The organism is Bacillus pumilus (genome assembly GCF_038738535.1).
In the GTDB taxonomy this organism is placed as follows: domain Bacteria; phylum Bacillota; class Bacilli; order Bacillales; family Bacillaceae; genus Bacillus.
The window spans coordinates 2044240-2061148 of sequence record NZ_CP046128.1 but is presented as its reverse complement, the minus strand read 5'-3'; the positions used below and the strand labels follow the sequence as shown (position 1 = coordinate 2061148).

Below are 16909 nucleotides of genomic sequence, written 5' to 3'. Positions count from 1 at the left end.
TTAATGATCTCCACTGACTTTAACAGCGACCGCAGCTGCGGATCGCTTTTTCAGGCGGTAGTATCCAATGAGTAAGAACGGGACACCTGCGATGGTGACCATCGACAAGACTGAAAAAATGGAGAAGGGATGGGCTGCGCCAAAATAGTCAATGCACAGTCCGCCGACAAATGGTCCGATGACGCTGCCGAGCTGAGAAAATCCCATCGCACCAAAGTACGATCCCTTTACTTCTGGCTTTGCCACATTGTCTACAAAAAGATCCATCATCGCAAACAGCAGAACCTCTCCAATTGTAAACACGACAATGATGAAAGCAAGCATGCCGAGACTCTGTGAAAAAGCAATAGCAAACAAACTGCCGGCAAGAAGAATATTCCCAGTGGTCAGCGACAAAATGGTGGAGTAGCGCTTGGCGATCATGATGAGCGGATATTGTACGACAATGACAACAACTGCATTTAAAGATAAAAGGTATCCAAACAGTTTCGGACCATCCTCAATCATAGGTGAAGCGGATAAATATTGAGGCAGCGTTGAGCTCAAATGCGAATACCCGAACGAACATAAGGTCACGCCGATGAGGATAATGCTAAAGACCGTATCTTTTTGGATAATGGAAAGGGCTTTTTTGACACCAATTTGTTTCGTGCTTTCTGGAGCAGCAACTGGATGTTTCTGAAATTGCCAGACCAGCGTTAATCCGTATAACAAGTAAATGAAGGCAGCAACGAGAAATGGGAACGTTGTTTTCGATGACCCGAGATATAAGCCAAGCAGAGGACCGAAGATGACCCCTATGTTAATGGCTGTATACCGTAAATTAAACACAAACAACCGAATACTTGATGGGGTGACATCAGATAAGAGCGCCTTAGATGTTGGTTCAAACAGTGCCCGGCACAGTCCGTTTAAAGCGTTCATGATAAAGAAGACCCAAATGGCATCTGCAAATGCAAAGCCAACAAAGACAAGTGACCAACCGAAGATCGATAGAAGCATGACCTTTTTTCTGCCGATACGATCAGAAATATATCCGCCGTAAAAACTCGCAACGATCCCAATCAGAGAGCTAACGGCAATGATTAATCCAGCAGAAGACGCTGAGGCGCCTTTGACTTGTGTCAAATAAACGGCCAAAAAAGGAATGCTCATGGACGTCGCCATTCGGCCAAATATGGTGCCGATGATGATCGTCCAACTAAGCGGATGTAACGTACGTAAGTTATTTTTCATGCTGTTTCTCCCCTGAGTTTGTAAGATGTTCCAATCATACATGAAAAATTGTGCAAATTAAATACACAATTTGATGGAGGAGACATCTGCCATATGGCAAAGAAGCAAGATTGGCTCGCCATTTGGAGGTTTGCTTTTTGCTGCCAGTGCTTCTATGTCACTGATTCGCGCGGTCATTTGGCGAAAATTTAATCAAGGTCGATCGCGACGATTTGCTGCAAGGACAGGTTGAGAACATCCTCATCATTGACGATTTTTATGCGCTGCGTTTCATAATGAATGGCTTTTACCCAGCCCCAAAACTGCTCTTTCATACCTGCTGCGGCATATGTCACGTAAATCGCTTGATCCTCGGTAATCGACTGTGTGATCAAAAAATTCATTTCCTCCAGTTGATCGGTGCTCAGCGGGGGAGGGGTGTACTCTTTTTTCTTCCGTTTTTGAGCAAGCAGCTGCTCCCGGTGCTCTGGAAGCATCATTCGGCTTGATTCCCACATGAGGTTGTATCCAGGTGTTAATTTATTGGGATTCATGGCTGTTCGCCTCCGTTATTTGTAATGTCCGCCAATTTTTTCGGCGCGGTGATACGCCTGCCCTGCGCTTGTCAGTGACGAAGCGTGCAGCAGGGCAGCAGGTCCATACTTCATGTGGATCGCATCAAATACTTTGCTGAGTTTGTCTTTTTGAACATGGTGATCAAATAAAGTCAGCTGATATTGGCTGTCAGACTGCAGCTGTGAGAGAGTAATACCCACACTGCGAATGGGCTGGCCATCCCAGTGCTGCTTGCATAGCTGAATGGCTGCGTCTGCAATATCTGTCCCGTACTGTGTAGGTGAATGAAGCTTGATTTGTCTATGAAATCCAGTCGGATGAGAAAAATCAGCGCCTCTCACGCCAACAGACACTGTTTGCCCAAGATAATGCTTAAAGCGTGCACGTCTTGCCACTTCTTCACTCAATTCAAGAAGAGCGACTTTGATATCCTCAAAAGACGCATAATCATGGGGAAGAGTCATATGATGTCCAACCGCTTTTTGCTGATCATGTGTGTGAATGGTGACCGGAGAGGGATCATGCCCTAAAGCTGTTCGCTGCAAAAGCTCTCCGTTGATTCCCCAGCGTTTTTTAAGCCGGTCTAACGGATAAGCAGCAAGCGTCCCAATGGTACTGATGCCCATTCGTTTTAAATGGTGCTCCATTCGTTTGCCGACGCCAAATAATTTTCCAATCGGAAGCGGCCATAAATCAGCCGCAACACTGTCTGTACGAAGTTCATAGATACCAGATGTGTTTTTTTTAGCAAAATGGTCACAGGCCATTTTAGCGAGCACTTTATTAGGACCGATGCCAACACGTGCGTAAATGCCAGTCTGGTTCATAATGGTTGTTTGTATATTTTGAGCGATCTCGCGGGGAGAACCGAGTAGTGTCAGACTGCCTGTAATATCAAGAAATTGTTCATCAATTGAATAGGGTTCGACAAGATCTGTGTATTGTTCGAGCAGCTCTGTTATCATGACAGAGATATCAAGATAGCGCTGCATACGGGGGCGTACGACGACAGCTTCGGGGCATTTCTCCTGCGCTTCCCATAATCTTGATGCATTTTGTACGCCTCGTTTTTTAGCGAGCGGGCAGGCGGCAAGTACGACCCCGCTCCGCCGCTCAGGATCTCCAGAGACGATGAGCGGCACATCCTTCAAGTGGGGAGCCTCCACTTTTTCGACTGACGCATAAAACGATTGCATATCCACAAGCAGAATGGCTCGTTCATTCATTATTTTCACCTCTTAGAACATATGTTCCGTTTATATTGTAACCGTCAGGAGGCGAAATTGATACTGGTAAATCATTCAAAGAAAAGAGCGTAAATCCATACAAAAAAGACGAAGTGTCTTCCACTTCGTCTCATTTGATGCAACATATTTTAAGCATGTGCCAAGTTGTGGGATGTTTGGAGCGGCTCAGAACGCAAACGATAGGCCGTCAATTTTTTCTTAGGCTTATGTGTAAACTGCCGCACCACATCCACGTGGTCATCGTAATGATACAGATAAAGGGTCACATCATGTTTGCCAAGCTTTGTTTGCATGGTAAGCGGTGCCGGCCCTTCCTGCGGATGAAGAAAACGCTCTTCATCACCAGGATAAATATAATAGCGTTCAATAAAGATCGCATCATTAAAATGTTGAATAATTTCAGATACTTGCTGATCATTGAGCGGACGATCTTCAAACATGATCGTTGTTTGATCACTTGTTACTTTTGCATGCACCGCATAACGACTAAAAAGGCGTTCCACAACACCAGAAGGCAGCGAAGTGACAAGAAGCTTTAAAAGACTAAACACAACAAGTGAAGTAACAATCCAAACCAATATCATCATCTCCAATAAACATTTGTTACATTTCCTATATGAACCATCTTAACATACCAAAAGAATGAAACTTTCGCACAAAAAGTGAACTTTTTGAAATAAGTGTGAAGATTTAAAAGGAGATGACGGCGAAAGAACGAAGAATCAACAAAGCTGAAAGGAAAAAAGGCTGACACGTGATCTTTACAAACAATTAATCGGACAGGTAGACTATTGAAACAACAGTTTTTTTTAAAAAAAGAGCGGTAAGCCAAAAATGAAAAGGGGCGAGGTCATCATGATACGTCAAGTGAAGCCGTCAGATTTTTACGCCGTCACATCCGTCATCCAAAGCTGGTGGGGAGGCAGAGATTTGCGCGCAAAATTGCCGAAGCTATTTTTTGAACATTTTCAGCAAACAAGTTTTGTCGTCGTTGAAAAAGGTGAACTGATTGGCTTTTTAGTCGGTTTTTTATCGCAATCTCATTCAGATGAAGCGTATATTCATTTTGTAGGTGTACATCCAGACCATCGGAAATTAAAGATAGGAAAAATCCTATATCAAGCCTTTTATGATGTGGCAAAACAGGAAGGAAGAACAACCATTAAAGCGGTAACAGCACCTGTAAATAAAGTATCGATTGCCTATCATGCAAAATTGGGCTTTCAAATTGAAAAAGGGGACAAAACTGTAGAAGGAATCTCCGTGTTTTCAGACTATGATGGAATAAATGAAGATCGTGTTTTATTTGTGAAAAAATTAGAGGCAATGCAATGATTATCAATTTAGATCAAACAATAAGTGATGTAGCAAAGCAGATCTTACATATTCAACTAGCTGCATACCAACAAGAAGCTGAACAAATTGGCTATGCCGATCTCCCACCATTAAAAGAGACCATTCAAGATGTAATGAAAGCAAAAGAGCAATTTATTGGTTTTGAGCAAAAGGGAATCTTACTAGGCGTTGCCTCTTATGAAGAGCAGAAAGATTATTTGATCATTAGTCGATTGGCTGTACATCCAAAAGCGCTAAAGCAGGGTATTGGAACAAAACTTATGTCCACAATTATGGAGAAAAATGTCCCTATAGAACTGACCACAGGGCAAAAAAATACCCCTGCAAAAAGGCTATACGAAAAGTTAGGATTTCTTGAAACAGATGTGATTCATGTTGCAAAAGAGCTCACCTTATCAAAAATGAAATGGAGACCAAGGCGAAAGGTTGAGGTTGTCGAATTCAAAAAAGAGTGGCATGAAGAATTCCATCAAGAAAAGCAGCAACTCAAGCAAATCATTCAAAAGAACTGGATAGAAGGACATCATATTGGTAGTACGTCAGTTGAAGGGCTTGTTGCCAAACCAATTATTGATATCTTAATAGAAGTAAGTCATATAAAAGAGATCGATAGAAAAAGAGAGAGCTTTGAACATCTTGGATATCAAGCGCTAGGTGAAAATGGCATAAAAGGGAGACGTTTTTTTCAAAAGGGTGGCTTGAATCGTACGCATCATGTCCATGTTTATGAGAGAAATCACCCTGATGTGAAAAGGCATTTATTGTTTCGAGATTACTTAAGGGCCCATCCAGAACGAGCTGTAGCGTATGCGTCTGTCAAGGAACAATTAGCAAATCAGTATCCGGAAGATATACAAAGCTATATGGCAGGAAAGAATGAAATCATAAAAGAAATAGAAAATGAGGCATATCACTGGGATAGAGAAGGAAGAGAGGAAGCTCTTAAATAAGCTACCTCTTTCCCTCGTTAATTAGGAAGCTGAACATTGCCTTTTACAATATAGGCCTGTGAAGCAGCAGTAGATGGAAGAGCGGGTAATTTATCCTTTACTATGACCCCGCGGATATCTGTGATTCGAACAGGAAGAGATTTAGACCCCATATTAAATCCAAGGAAATGGTTGTAGTCTGTCTTTTCCATGTTCACCCATTGTCCATCTTTGTAATATTCCATTTTCATAATCGGATATTTATGATTGCGCACTTGAATCGCAGCCCACCACTCACTGCTGCCTTCTTTTATTCTGTAAGCTACATTTCCGCTAATCGGTGCTTTTACAATTTTCCAACTAATTGGGATTTTTCCATCTGCCATATTACCGATTTTGGCAAAGGCATTAGGAGAAAGATCAAGAGCTCCTTTTGCTCCTTCTGGATATTTATCGGTTACATACACAACGGTTTTTCCTTTTGGACCCTTTACTTCAAGGTAAGAACCTGCAAGTGCCGCATTTACCCCTTTATAGTTATAGTCATGGGGATTTAAAGCCGTAATTTTCATGTCAGATGGAATAGGATCTAATAATGCGGAGCCCCCTGAGTAACCAGATCCCGTATAAGTCGCATAGCTTTCTCGTACTTCATCAAGGACAGATGCCGCTTTCATGTTTGGCACAGCGAAACTCAACATAAATATCAGTGCCCCGATGAAGCAGAGAGATAATCTTTTTTTCACGATCTAAAACCTCCTGTTTATTCTTTTAAAATTGGTAGCGTCATAAGTATAATTCTAAAAAACAAGAAGCGAAAAGAGCCAATAGATAGATATAATCCTAGTGAGAAGAGCGTGTATTTCAAAGAATATGACTTTCGGATTTAGTCGTGTGTCATGTTTTATGGTGTTTTATGTGTTACAATGTAAGCATCAATTTAAAAAGGATGTTCGCCATGTATATTCACATCACAGAACTGGCTAAAACATATATAGAAAAACAGCAAATAGGAAACGAAACTAAGGAATTACTGCTTCGCTACGATTCAGAAGGTTGTGGCTGTGCAGTGAGTGGCGTACCAATGCTTTGGTTAACAAGTGAAAGAACAGGTGAATGGGAACAACTGAATAATAGCCAACATTTAAAACTATATATACACATTGCACAGAAGGTATTTTTTGATGAGGAAATGACCATCGATTTTAATGAAAAAGCTAATACATTGATGCTGAAAAGTCCTCAGCAAATACTCAGTCCAAGAATGGGCATACTTGTAAAGTAAGGTGGAAACGTAGTGGATCAGAAGCTTAGAGTGATACAAAACACGGCACAAAATAAAACATGGGTGTCGTTTTTAAATAACAATCATCCCTATACCCTTTTGCACTGGTCAATAGGTGGAATGGATTCGGTGAAAAAGGACGTTTGGCTTCTTCAAGATGAAGTCACATTTGAAACGGAAGAATTTCCAACGCTCGAATTAGCTGTCAATTGGATCAAAGAGAATATGGAACAGGTAACAGATGTATTATAAAAGCCCTTTTTTGACAAAAGGGTTTTTTTCGTGCCTTCATCATCTCATCAAACAGCAGGGATGTCTAATCTGAAAAATGATCTTTTAAAACGCAAAAAAACCGTTTTATAACAACCAATTCGACAAAATGAGAAAAATAGAAATGAAAAAACCGTGGTTATAAATGCCGAAAAATAGGCAATGAAAGCGTTTATTGCGGGATACCGAAAACTTTGCGAAAAATGACATTTCATATTTCTTCCATTCGAGGGAATGTGATAGAATACAACATGTATCGTATATGAGAAGGGAGGTGCTAAAGTGAATTGAAGCTCAAGCTGTCATCGCCTCAGGTTGGAATCAAAATAAACGAATGGTATAGGCAGATTTGCGGATTTCATGTCATGAAAGCAGAGAAGCTGAAGGCCGAGATCGAGCAGGAAATTCTGGAGATGGAACAGGATCAAAACTTGTTGCTGTTTTACCAGCTGATGGATTTTCGCCATAAGGTGATGCTTGAATATTTTGAACCGGCAAAGAAAGCCTCAAATGATGAAGAAATTAAGAACCTGCTAGAAACGATCGAACATTCGCAAACGAAATTAACGGACATGCTTGAATACTATGTTCATTTTTTCACAGGAATGTTTGAGTTTGAACAGCAAAACTATTTAAGTGCCATTGCTTATTACCGTTCAGCAGAAAAAAAGCTCAATCTTATATCAGATGATATAGAAAGAGCAGAATTTTACTTTAAATTAGCTGAAATATACTACCACATGAAACAAACCCACTTTTCGATGCACTATGCCTTGCAAGCGTTAGATACGTACTCTGCCTACAGAACGTACACGCTGAGAATCATCCACTGTGAATTTGTCATCGGTGCAAACTATGATGATTTGAAATGCTATGAACATGCATTACCCTACTTTAAAAATGCTCTAAATCGAGCACGCTCAATTGGAAACCCTCGAGTCATAGGTTCGGCCCTTTTCAACTTAGGTAACTGTTATTACCAAATGAACGATCTTGCGGAAGCAAGCCGTTATCTGAAAGACTCTCTTGAAGTGTTTGAAAAGGAGAATTTAACCCATCTTAATCGCTCTCTAGACCCACTATTTATGCTGACCCAAATCCTGTTTAAACAAAAACAAATAGAAGAGTCGTTAACTCTCTATCAACAAGGTATTATGAAAGCCTGTGAATTAGAAGATGAAATTTACATCTGCAAATTTCAGTTCTTAAAAGCATTATACGTTGATGCAGAAATAACGATCATAGACGATACATTAGACCTGCTCGAGGACAAGCGCTTATACCCAGATATTGAGGGATTGGCACTTGATGCGGCTCATTATTACAATGAGCTTGGACTGTATGAAGCATCTACACGGTTTTACGAAAGGAAGATTCAAGCCATATCAAAAATTCAAAATGGGGGTCATTTATATGAAAACGAGTTTGATAGTTCTTTTATTGGCAGCAACTGCAGGATTATCGGTCATGAGTCAGCAGCAATCGGAAGAGAGTCATATGGAGCTGGCGGGCAGACATCATACAACAGTGGTGACTATCGCATAAGTTAGCTCAAAAAGAGGAGACGAACCGCTGTTCATTCTCCTCTTTTATCTTCATTCGATTCAAATTGTTGAAGAAATCCTTGAACTTCTTGTTCATAAGCTGCCTTATTTTCGCTAAAAGACATCGCATGTGCCCCGTGCGGCGCTATAAATAGCTGTTTATCACCTTTTTTTCGAGCATATAGCTGCTGACTCTGCTCGCATGGAATATAGTCATCATGAAGACTATGGATAAAAAGCACAGGTTCTTTCACCTGATCGATCACATCCAGCGGTGAAACTTGCCGAATGCTGTATCCATCCCGCCATTTTAACACTCGATCACTTAGTGGAAGAATCCATTGCCCTGAAAGACGAAAATCTATTTTTAATCGATAGAGAAGCTGATCCTCAAAAGAAGCAAAAGGACAGTCAGCTATGTAAAAATTGGCGCTTGCTTCCGGCTTTGCAGCATATAACAAAGTCGTGACTGCACCCATTGATTCTCCATGTATGCCGATAATGGCATTTTCCCCGAGTCTTTGTCTGAGCCACTTCACGACCTGCGCTAAATCTTCTTTTTCGTAGTATCCATAACTCGTGGTTTTCCCGCCGCTCATTCCATGTCTTCTATGATCATAAAGCATCACATTCCATCCGAGCTTTTGGAATAATTTCATATACTTAACGGAATTAATCAAACTGACTGTGACGCCATGACAAAGTACGATGGTGCGTGTTGTATGTGGATGTGGGTGCGGCACAAAATAGCCATGAAGATCATAACCAAATGCTGAAGGAATACACACTTTCTCTTTTTTAAGCTGTTGAAACTCTTCGTGATGATAGTGTCCTTCATCTGATTCTCTTTTGATGAGCTCTTCATCTGTTAATTTTCGAATATACATCATTTTATTGGTGAAAAAAATACCGATTGCAGCGAGCGGACATAATATCAAGGCAAGTATAGCGATCCATTTCTTCATCCAGCTGATTCTTCCTTTCCGAAGTTTTTCCTATGACGATCATACCACATGTTGGGAGATTGGCGTGACTCTTGCTCAGCAAATAAAACGGATGATACACTTAGGACAAAAGGAGAGAGGCACGATGAAAAAGACCAATCAAGAACAAGCGAAATTAAAGGACGGTATAAACGAGGATCTCAAACAGCAGCTTCTTCAAATGAAGCAGAACCTTGCCGCCCAGACAGAAAAAAGAGAAGAACAAAAACGACAAGACCTCCTTAGGCAGCAGAAAGAAAAAGAAAAAAATAAAAGCTTCTCCGAGCTGCTAGATGAAAGTCATTTGGACTGGAGAAAATATAAAAGCTAAAAAAAGGGAGCTCTGATGCTCCTTTTTTTCATGTCATCATTGAGATTGATCAACACGAAATGAACTTGTTCAAAACATAGGTGATTTGAGAGCAGACTCTTCTGACTCCTTCGAATTTCACTTCATTTCAGCTTCGTGAAAATATGATTTAAAACTAAATCCCATCACCTATTTTATACGTGATCAAAATAGAAGAAACGGGAGTATTGATTTATTAAAATTCCTTTTTATTACAAATATAGTAATTAAGACCCTTTTAATAGAGGAGCATTCTTCTTATAATGAAGATGAATTGAAAAATTTGGAAATGGAGATGATTCACATGAAATTGAGAAGAACAATGACTGGAGTTGCTTTATCTTTAGGATTGCTTTTACCTGTTTCTGGACAAGCTCTTGCTACAAATGATTCAAAGGAAGCGGATTTTCGTACGTCGGTGACTACAATTGTTGATTGTTCTGTAACTCCTTTTAAAGGTGGAGGTAATCGATTATGTATGCATTCAGATAATGGCGTATTTGCAAATAATTTTCAACGTTTTGGTACTACATTTCACCTTAAAGGCAAAGCCGGAAATTATGCGTATTATGAAAGTGCAAATAGATAAGAGTACAGGGGCTTTTAGCCCCTTCTCATTTTTAATAGAGAAAAACACGATAAAAAAGAGATCACATAAAGCGATCTCTTTTTATGTTATTTAAACCGGTGCGCCTCATACACAGATGGTTTTGTATAGTAAGTCAATGCTTTTACTTCTTGGTCACTTAAAGAACGTGCATTTGCCGCTGCTACATTTTCTTTTAGTTGTTCCACCGAGCTTGCGCCAAATACAACGGAACTGACCGCAGAATGCTTAAGCAAATATTGAATGGACAGCTCTGTGAATGATAGGTCATAAGCGACTTTCTTTAAAGAAGGAATGACCTGCTGGAGCTCGTCAAATGAATATTGAAGATAGCCGTTTTTTTGAATCGCTGCACTTGCTTGCGAAAGTGGTTTTTCAGTTAAAAGCCCTTTTGCTAAAGGTCCTCTTGCGACGACACTAATGCCTTGTTCTTCAAGAAGAGAGAACCATTCCTCTGGACGGCGGTCGAGTAAACTATATTGCATCATCACACTGACGATGTTGGATTTTTTGGCGTATTCTTTAATGACGTTTGGACGGATAGAAGAGATGCCATAATAGCGAATAACGCCTTCTTCCACTAATTCTTCAAAAGCCTCAATCGTCTCATCGATAGGATCATCTATCGTGCCTCCGTGCAGTTGGTATAAATCAATATAATCTGTTTGCAGCCGCTTGAGGCTTTGTTTCACGGCCTTTTTTATGTACGCCTTTGAAGGGTCCCAGTCCCAGCCAGATTTGCCTTTTTCAAAGCGGTTGCCGCCTTTTGTGGCCAAAATCAAATCTTGCCGCCTGTTTTTAATAGCCTCCCCGACAATTTCTTCATTTGTCCCAAAATCATATAAATCGGCTGTATCCAAATAATTAATTCCAAGGTCTATAGCCTCATCTAATAAAGAGAGCGCTTTTCCTTTTTCCGTTCCAAGGGACATACATCCTAGTGCTGCCTCGCTCACCAAAAGATCCGAGGTACCAATTCGTCTTTTTTTCAATTCCATCACACTCCTATCCCTTCACATTAAGTGAAAAAAATCTGGAATTCAAGCTAGGTGATTTCAAGTGGCGCATTGAAGCAAGCGTTCGCATTTCGCTTCTCCTAAATCATCTATGTTAAAATGAATGAAGTAAAAAGTGAAAGTAGAACGAGGAGCTGACAAAATTGAAGGACTTTGAAGAAAAAACATTATCGACTAAAGAATTATATAACGGAAAAATCATTGATTTGGTTCTTAAAGATGTAGAATTGCCAAACGGAAAACAAGGCAAACGCGAAATCATCAAACATCCTGGTGCAGTAGCCGTCATTGCTCGTACAGACGAAAATAAAATCATCTTGGTCAAGCAATACCGTAAAGCACTAGAGAGAGCCATCGTTGAAATTCCGGCTGGAAAATTAGAGCCAGGGGAAGAGCCGGCACATACAGCACTGCGAGAATTAGAAGAAGAAACAGGGTACACCACTCAGCAGCTCCAAAAGCTGACGGCCTTTTATACATCACCTGGTTTCGCAGATGAAATCGTCCACATTTATCTTGCAGATCAGCTGGTTCCGCTTGAAGAAAAAAGAGAGCTGGATGAAGATGAATTTGTTGAAGTGATGGAAGTTTCATTAGAAGAAGCCTTGCACCTCATTGAAAAGCAGCACATTTATGATGCAAAAACAGCCTATGCCATTCAGTACTTACAATTGCAAGAGGTACTTAAGTCAACAAAATGAGGGAGTTTTTTGCAGACATCCATATTCATATTGGCAGAACAAGAACAGGCAGAGCTGTTAAAATTACAGGTGCAAGGTCACTGACAATTGACCAAATTCTCATTGAAGCAACGCAAAGTAAAGGGATGGGGATGATTGGTGTGATTGATGCACAATCTCCAGAAGTCCTAGAAGAATTAATAGAGGGTGTAGAGGAAGGCAAGTACACTGAACTAAATGATGGCGGTCTATCATTTGGACAGACCGTGCTGCTTTTAGGCAGTGAATTAGAAATTAACGATAACCATTCAAAAGGTCCAATTCACGTGCTTGCATTTATGCCCACACTTCACAAAATGTCTGAGTTCTCCGCATGGCTCGCGCTTTATATGAAAAATGTGCATTTGAGTTCACAGCGCCTCTATGTTGATGGGAAAACACTTCAGCGCAAGGTCAAGGAGCTAGGAGGCTTGTTTATTCCTGCTCATATTTTCACGCCGCATAAAAGCTTATTTGGCAAAGGAGTCAACACGTCTTTAACGGAAGTATTCGACCCAGACCTCATTGATGCTGTTGAACTAGGACTTAGCTGCGATACGTCAATGGCGTCCCAGATAAGTGAACTGAATCGTTATCCCTTTTTAACGAATTCAGACGCTCATTCTTTAGGAAAAATTGCGCGAGAATATACAAAAATCCGAATGGATCATGCCTCTTTTGCCGAATTCAAACTAGCCCTTGAAGGGAAAGAGGGAAGAGCCATTACAGGAAATTATGGACTCGCTCCTCGGCTTGGGAAGTACTATCATACAACCTGCGAGAAGTGCGGAGTAAGACCTAGCGCGCTAGATCAAGAAAAGTGCCACGCATGCGGACATACCCGGATGACAAAAGGGGTGAGTGAGCGTTTAAAGGAGCTTGCTGACCAAGAAAGTGACAAAGGAACAAGACCTCCTTATGTTCATCAGCTCCCGCTTCAATTTATTCCGGGTGTCGGAGCCAAAACGCTGGAGAAGCTAAAAGCCGTGTTTCACACAGAGATGAATATCCTTCATCAAGCAACAGAACAAGAACTAAAAGCTGTCCTGCCAGAAAAAACAGCCAATTACATCATCAAAGCAAGAAAAGGTGAAGTCGAACTGATCGCTGGCGGGGGCGGAGTGTACGGTAAGGTGGATATCAATCATGAATCAAGTTAACTGGACATGTCAAACGTTTGACCAATTAACAAAAGAGGATCTTTACCTGATTTTAATGGAAAGAGTCAATGTGTTTGTTGTCGAACAAACATGCCCTTACCCTGAAATTGATCACCGGGACCAAGAAGCGCTTCATCTGTCTGCAAAAGAGGACGGCACGATTGTGGCTTATTGCCGAATTTTTCAAAGCGGAATCATGTACGAAGAGGCGTCCATTGGCCGCGTTCTTGTGATGCAGGCAGGCCGAAAAAAAGGCTATGGAAAAATGCTGCTCAGCAAGGCTTTGGAAAAGCTGAGTGAATTAGGTGAAACAAGTGTCAAAATTCAGGCGCAGGCCTACTTGAAGTCGTTTTACGAATCATTTGGTTTTAAGGCCGTTTCAGATTGTTATGATGAAGATGGAATTCCGCATCTTGATATGGTGAAAACAGAAAGATAGGCGTGTATACGTCTATCTTTTTTATGTCACATCGTGTATCATAACGTCAACGAAAGGGGTTTTGCCAAATGGGAAAAAGCAATGCAAAGAAAAAACGAGAACATATTCAAAGACAGCACAGCCGAAACCCGGAACTGTCGAGAGGAAACATGCCGCATTTTAGCACACATGAAAGAAAGACAAAAACAAAACAAGAAGCCTTGCAGCACATGATGAAAAAACATAAAAGAAGGAATGCTTATGATCACTATCAAGAGGATCATAAGCATTTTTATTTTGCTTTTTTGTGACAACTAGTTCAAATAAATGGAAAAATTTTAAAAAATAGGACAAACGGTCGTTTCTTTTTGTCTGAAAATGTAGTTAAATGACAAAAAGATGAAAGGGAGAGTGAGTATTGTGAACGTCAAGTCAATTGGAGCAAGGCTTTGTATGGCAAGTATGATGCTGGCATCGGTCACGTTCGGCGCCTCACATATTTCTGCAAAGGAGCAAGCAAAAAAAGAGTACATGATCGGCTTTTCTTCTTCCGTTCAAGACCATACACAAAAACAGCTTGTCGAAGAAGCTGGTGGGCATGTAAAAGAATCCATAGAGCAAATAGATATGATGAAAGTTTCCTTGAATGAGGCATCGAAAGAGAAACTGAATCAGGCAAAAGAAGTGACCTTCATTGAGGAGGACCAAAAGGCAAAAACAAGCGGTCAAACGATCCCATATGGCATCAAAAGCATCAAAGCACAAAAGGTACATAAACGGGGATACGCCGGACAGAATGTCAAAGTAGCCGTTCTTGACAGCGGCATCGATGGCAAACATGAAGATTTACATGTCACCGGCGGAGTCAGCTTTGTTCCAACAAAGTCAGATCCGCTTGTTGACCCGCATGAACACGGAACGCATGTGGCAGGCACAATTGCAGCGTTAGATAATAAGGTAGGTGTCGTTGGTGTTGCGCCAAAGGCTTCTATCTATGCGGTCAAGGTGGCAGATGAAAATGGTGACGGCTACTATAGCTGGATCATTAAAGGAATTGAATGGGCCATTGAGAATGACATGGATGTCATCAATATTAGTATGGGAGGAGCAAGTGAATCTGAAGCGCTGAAAGAAGCGGTAGATCGAGCATACGACAAAGGGATTCTCATTGTGGCTTCTGCTGGGAATGCAGGAAGTTATGGCTCTCTCAACACGGTTGACTATCCAGCTAAGTACGCCTCAGTGATGGCGGTTGCCTCTGTTGACGAAAGAAAACAAAGAGCCTTTGATTCATCTGTCGGCGAAGAAGTGGAAGTCTCAGCACCGGGCGTTTCAACGCTCAGCACCATTCCTCATAATGAATATGGCTATAAGAGTGGAACATCCATGGCATCACCGCATGTAGCGGGCGCTGCGGCTGTCATTCTATCAAAACATCCGAATTTGACAAACGATGAAGTGCGCGAGAGACTTTCAAAAACGGCTGCAAAGCTTGGAGATCCTTTTTATTATGGTGCCGGGCTTGTGAACGTACAAAAAGCCGCCCGATAAATGATAAGAGGGAGCAGTGTTTAGGCTGCTTTCTCTTTTTTCTTTCAATAAAACTGTCATGTTTCGTAATCTCTCTCATAGAATCTAGTAACCTTTACTATTTGGGAGGAAGACGCATGCGGAAAAAGTCTTGGAAGGAACATCTTCTTCAGCACGTAAAAGACCATCTATCGATTTATTTGTTTGTCTCTGTACTCTTTTTAATGGGCGTGATCTTTGGGGCCATCATCGTTAATAGTATGACAATTAGTCAGAAAGAGGATTTATTCTATTATTTAAATCAATTTTTTGGTCAGCTGACGAATGAGAAAGCAGCAGAATCAAAAGAAATGTTTTTGCAAAGCTTTTTGCATCATATGAAATATTTAGGTCTTATGTGGATACTAGGAATATCTATCATTGGCCTGCCGCTCATCTTTCTCATGATTTTTTTAAAAGGAATTGTCGTTGGGTTTACAGTTGGTTTTCTAGTAAATCAAATGGGGCTGAGTGGTTTTTTCCTTTCGTTCGTATCGGTTCTTCCGCAAAACATATTGCTTATTCCAGCCTATTTAGTGATTGGTACATGTGCGATTGCGTTTTCCATCCGTCTCATTGGGCAGCTGTTCATGAAAAAAACCATCAGTCAAGCACCTGTTCAGTGGTTCGCCCGGTATGCATCTGTTTTGCTGATGATTTTAACGCTTGCTGCACTTTCGTCCTTTTTTGAATCTTACGTATCTTTCATGCTCATGAAAAAGCTGGCAGGTGTTCTTTTTTCATAATTTTATAATCGTTATTAAATAATAATCAATTTATTTATCAATTTAAAATGATTATAGTTGGCTCTCAGCACATCATTTGATATAATGATCAAGTAATGTGGCGTAGGAGGGAAAGTCAATGGAAAATCGGATTGATCGAATTAAGAAACAGCTTCATTCTTCCAGCTATAAGCTCACGCCACAGCGTGAAGCAACAGTAAGAGTACTGCTTGAGAATGAAGAAGACCATTTAAGTGCAGAAGATGTATACCTCCTCGTAAAAGAGAAGTCTCCTGAAATTGGTCTTGCTACTGTTTATCGAACGTTAGAATTGCTAACTGAACTGAAAGTTGTTGATAAAATTAACTTTGGAGACGGCGTTTCGCGATATGATCTTCGCAAAGAAGGAGCCGCTCACTTCCATCATCATCTTGTCTGCATGGAATGCGGGACAGTCGATGAGATAGAAGATGATTTATTAGAAGACGTTGAAGAGATTATTGAACGTGACTGGAAATTTAAAATTAAGGATCATAGATTGACATTCCATGGTATTTGCCACCGGTGTCATGATGATGAATCCGGCAAATAATCCGAATTGGAACCTTTTCATTTAAGATGAAGAGGTTTTTTGCATTTTCGCTGTATATTCCTTGTCCCACCTGGCATATGCTGAAGTAATGAGAAGCTTGAGAAAGGACATGAAAATCATGCGAAAATGGCTCAAAACAACAGGTGAAGTGATGAAAGTATTCATCTTGTTCACTGGTTTTACCGTCTTGTTCTATTATGCTATGATATGGATAAATTCAGAATATGAAAGCTACCATCGTTATGATAAACCAGAGGGTGCAGCAATTAAAGTGATGGAAATGGATCAGCCGAATCAAGACAACTGGCAAGACCGATTGATTTATTTTTATCAAAACGGGGAGTAGAAA

General features: G+C 40.8%; 22 protein-coding genes. 15 read left to right on the top strand and 7 right to left on the bottom strand.

Annotated features, from left to right (window positions below; genetic code table 11):
• From GKC25_RS10340 to GKC25_RS10325, 4 genes are all read right to left on the bottom strand, one after another.
• Entirely contained in the window at nucleotides 1-1236 is a 1236-nt protein-coding gene (locus GKC25_RS10340; protein WP_034661190.1) for an MDR family MFS transporter, read from the bottom strand.
• A gap of 188 nt (nucleotides 1237-1424) precedes the next feature.
• Nucleotides 1425-1769 (bottom strand): YolD-like family protein, encoded by a 345-nt coding sequence (locus tag GKC25_RS10335; protein ID WP_034661189.1) that lies wholly within the window; start codon nucleotides 1767-1769, stop codon nucleotides 1425-1427.
• 15 nt (nucleotides 1770-1784) lie between these two features.
• On the bottom strand, nucleotides 1785-3017 hold the full coding sequence (locus tag GKC25_RS10330) for a DNA polymerase IV (protein ID WP_034661188.1): 1233 nt from the start codon (nucleotides 3015-3017) through the stop codon (nucleotides 1785-1787).
• 149 nt (nucleotides 3018-3166) lie between these two features.
• A complete protein-coding gene (locus GKC25_RS10325; protein ID WP_034661187.1) occupies nucleotides 3167-3616 on the bottom strand; it encodes a YfmQ family protein in 450 nt (149 codons plus the stop codon).
• A 277-nt stretch (nucleotides 3617-3893) separates the two neighbouring features.
• Here GKC25_RS10325 and GKC25_RS10320 point away from each other — a divergent pair, with 277 nt between their 5' ends.
• Together GKC25_RS10320 and GKC25_RS10315 are read left to right on the top strand one after the other, a co-directional pair.
• On the top strand, nucleotides 3894-4373 hold the full coding sequence (locus GKC25_RS10320; RefSeq protein WP_034661184.1) for a GNAT family N-acetyltransferase: 480 nt from the start codon (nucleotides 3894-3896) through the stop codon (nucleotides 4371-4373).
• Entirely contained in the window at nucleotides 4370-5344 is a 975-nt protein-coding gene (locus tag GKC25_RS10315; protein ID WP_034661182.1) for a GNAT family N-acetyltransferase, read from the top strand. Before GKC25_RS10320 ends, GKC25_RS10315 begins: the two co-directional genes overlap by 4 nt.
• A gap of 17 nt (nucleotides 5345-5361) precedes the next feature.
• Here the strand turns inward: GKC25_RS10315 and GKC25_RS10310 are convergent, their stop codons facing one another.
• Nucleotides 5362-6024, bottom strand: coding sequence for an expansin EXLX1 family cellulose-binding protein (locus GKC25_RS10310; RefSeq protein ID WP_254637674.1), 663 nt, complete (start codon nucleotides 6022-6024; stop codon nucleotides 5362-5364).
• Between the two features lie 257 nt (nucleotides 6025-6281).
• Here GKC25_RS10310 and GKC25_RS10305 point away from each other — a divergent pair, with 257 nt between their 5' ends.
• From GKC25_RS10305 to GKC25_RS10295, 3 genes are all read left to right on the top strand, one after another.
• On the top strand, nucleotides 6282-6608 hold the full coding sequence (locus GKC25_RS10305; RefSeq protein ID WP_034661177.1) for an iron-sulfur cluster biosynthesis family protein: 327 nt from the start codon (nucleotides 6282-6284) through the stop codon (nucleotides 6606-6608).
• Between the two features lie 12 nt (nucleotides 6609-6620).
• The gene (locus tag GKC25_RS10300) at nucleotides 6621-6860 is read left to right on the top strand and encodes a YqkC family protein (protein WP_003215790.1); all 240 of its coding nucleotides are present in this window, start codon (nucleotides 6621-6623) and stop codon (nucleotides 6858-6860) included.
• Nucleotides 6861-7165: 305 nt separating this feature from the next.
• Nucleotides 7166-8428, top strand: a complete 1263-nt coding sequence (locus GKC25_RS10295; RefSeq protein WP_342689790.1) for a Rap family tetratricopeptide repeat protein — start codon at nucleotides 7166-7168, stop codon at nucleotides 8426-8428.
• 26 nt (nucleotides 8429-8454) lie between these two features.
• Here GKC25_RS10295 and GKC25_RS10290 read toward each other — a convergent pair whose 3' ends face one another.
• Nucleotides 8455-9387, bottom strand: a complete 933-nt coding sequence (locus tag GKC25_RS10290; protein ID WP_187703954.1) for an alpha/beta hydrolase — start codon at nucleotides 9385-9387, stop codon at nucleotides 8455-8457.
• Nucleotides 9388-9511: 124 nt separating this feature from the next.
• Between GKC25_RS10290 and GKC25_RS10285 the strand changes: the two genes are divergently transcribed.
• On the top strand, nucleotides 9512-9736 hold the full coding sequence (locus GKC25_RS10285; RefSeq protein WP_034661172.1) for a YqkE family protein: 225 nt from the start codon (nucleotides 9512-9514) through the stop codon (nucleotides 9734-9736).
• Between the two features lie 322 nt (nucleotides 9737-10058).
• A complete protein-coding gene (locus GKC25_RS10280; RefSeq protein WP_034661170.1) occupies nucleotides 10059-10343 on the top strand; it encodes an LCI fold-containing protein in 285 nt (94 codons plus the stop codon).
• Nucleotides 10344-10429: 86 nt separating this feature from the next.
• Here GKC25_RS10280 and GKC25_RS10275 read toward each other — a convergent pair whose 3' ends face one another.
• The gene (locus GKC25_RS10275; protein WP_034661169.1) at nucleotides 10430-11353 is read right to left on the bottom strand and encodes an aldo/keto reductase; all 924 of its coding nucleotides are present in this window, start codon (nucleotides 11351-11353) and stop codon (nucleotides 10430-10432) included.
• Between the two features lie 167 nt (nucleotides 11354-11520).
• Here GKC25_RS10275 and GKC25_RS10270 point away from each other — a divergent pair, with 167 nt between their 5' ends.
• The 8 genes from GKC25_RS10270 (at nucleotide 11521) to GKC25_RS10235 (ending at nucleotide 16906) form a co-directional block, all read left to right on the top strand.
• The gene (locus GKC25_RS10270; protein ID WP_034661167.1) at nucleotides 11521-12078 is read left to right on the top strand and encodes an NUDIX hydrolase; all 558 of its coding nucleotides are present in this window, start codon (nucleotides 11521-11523) and stop codon (nucleotides 12076-12078) included.
• Nucleotides 12075-13256, top strand: coding sequence for a TIGR00375 family protein (locus GKC25_RS10265; RefSeq protein ID WP_034661164.1), 1182 nt, complete (start codon nucleotides 12075-12077; stop codon nucleotides 13254-13256). Before GKC25_RS10270 ends, GKC25_RS10265 begins: the two co-directional genes overlap by 4 nt.
• Nucleotides 13243-13695, top strand: a complete 453-nt coding sequence (locus GKC25_RS10260) for a GNAT family N-acetyltransferase (protein WP_187703953.1) — start codon at nucleotides 13243-13245, stop codon at nucleotides 13693-13695. The genes GKC25_RS10265 and GKC25_RS10260 overlap by 14 nt, the downstream gene beginning before the upstream one ends.
• 68 nt (nucleotides 13696-13763) lie before the next feature.
• Nucleotides 13764-13985, top strand: a complete 222-nt coding sequence (locus GKC25_RS10255; RefSeq protein ID WP_034661160.1) for a hypothetical protein — start codon at nucleotides 13764-13766, stop codon at nucleotides 13983-13985.
• 109 nt (nucleotides 13986-14094) lie between these two features.
• Nucleotides 14095-15225, top strand: a complete 1131-nt coding sequence (locus GKC25_RS10250) for a S8 family peptidase (RefSeq protein WP_081311399.1) — start codon at nucleotides 14095-14097, stop codon at nucleotides 15223-15225.
• 116 nt (nucleotides 15226-15341) lie between these two features.
• Nucleotides 15342-15989 carry a stage II sporulation protein M gene (gene spoIIM / locus GKC25_RS10245; protein WP_060596772.1) on the top strand — a complete coding sequence of 216 codons (648 nt, stop codon included), beginning with the start codon at nucleotides 15342-15344 and terminating at the stop codon, nucleotides 15987-15989.
• 118 nt (nucleotides 15990-16107) lie between these two features.
• Entirely contained in the window at nucleotides 16108-16560 is a 453-nt protein-coding gene (gene fur / locus GKC25_RS10240) for a ferric iron uptake transcriptional regulator (protein ID WP_003215577.1), read from the top strand.
• A gap of 118 nt (nucleotides 16561-16678) precedes the next feature.
• Nucleotides 16679-16906, top strand: a complete 228-nt coding sequence (locus GKC25_RS10235) for a YqzK family protein (RefSeq protein WP_003215798.1) — start codon at nucleotides 16679-16681, stop codon at nucleotides 16904-16906.
• Nucleotides 16907-16909 lie beyond the last annotated feature (3 nt).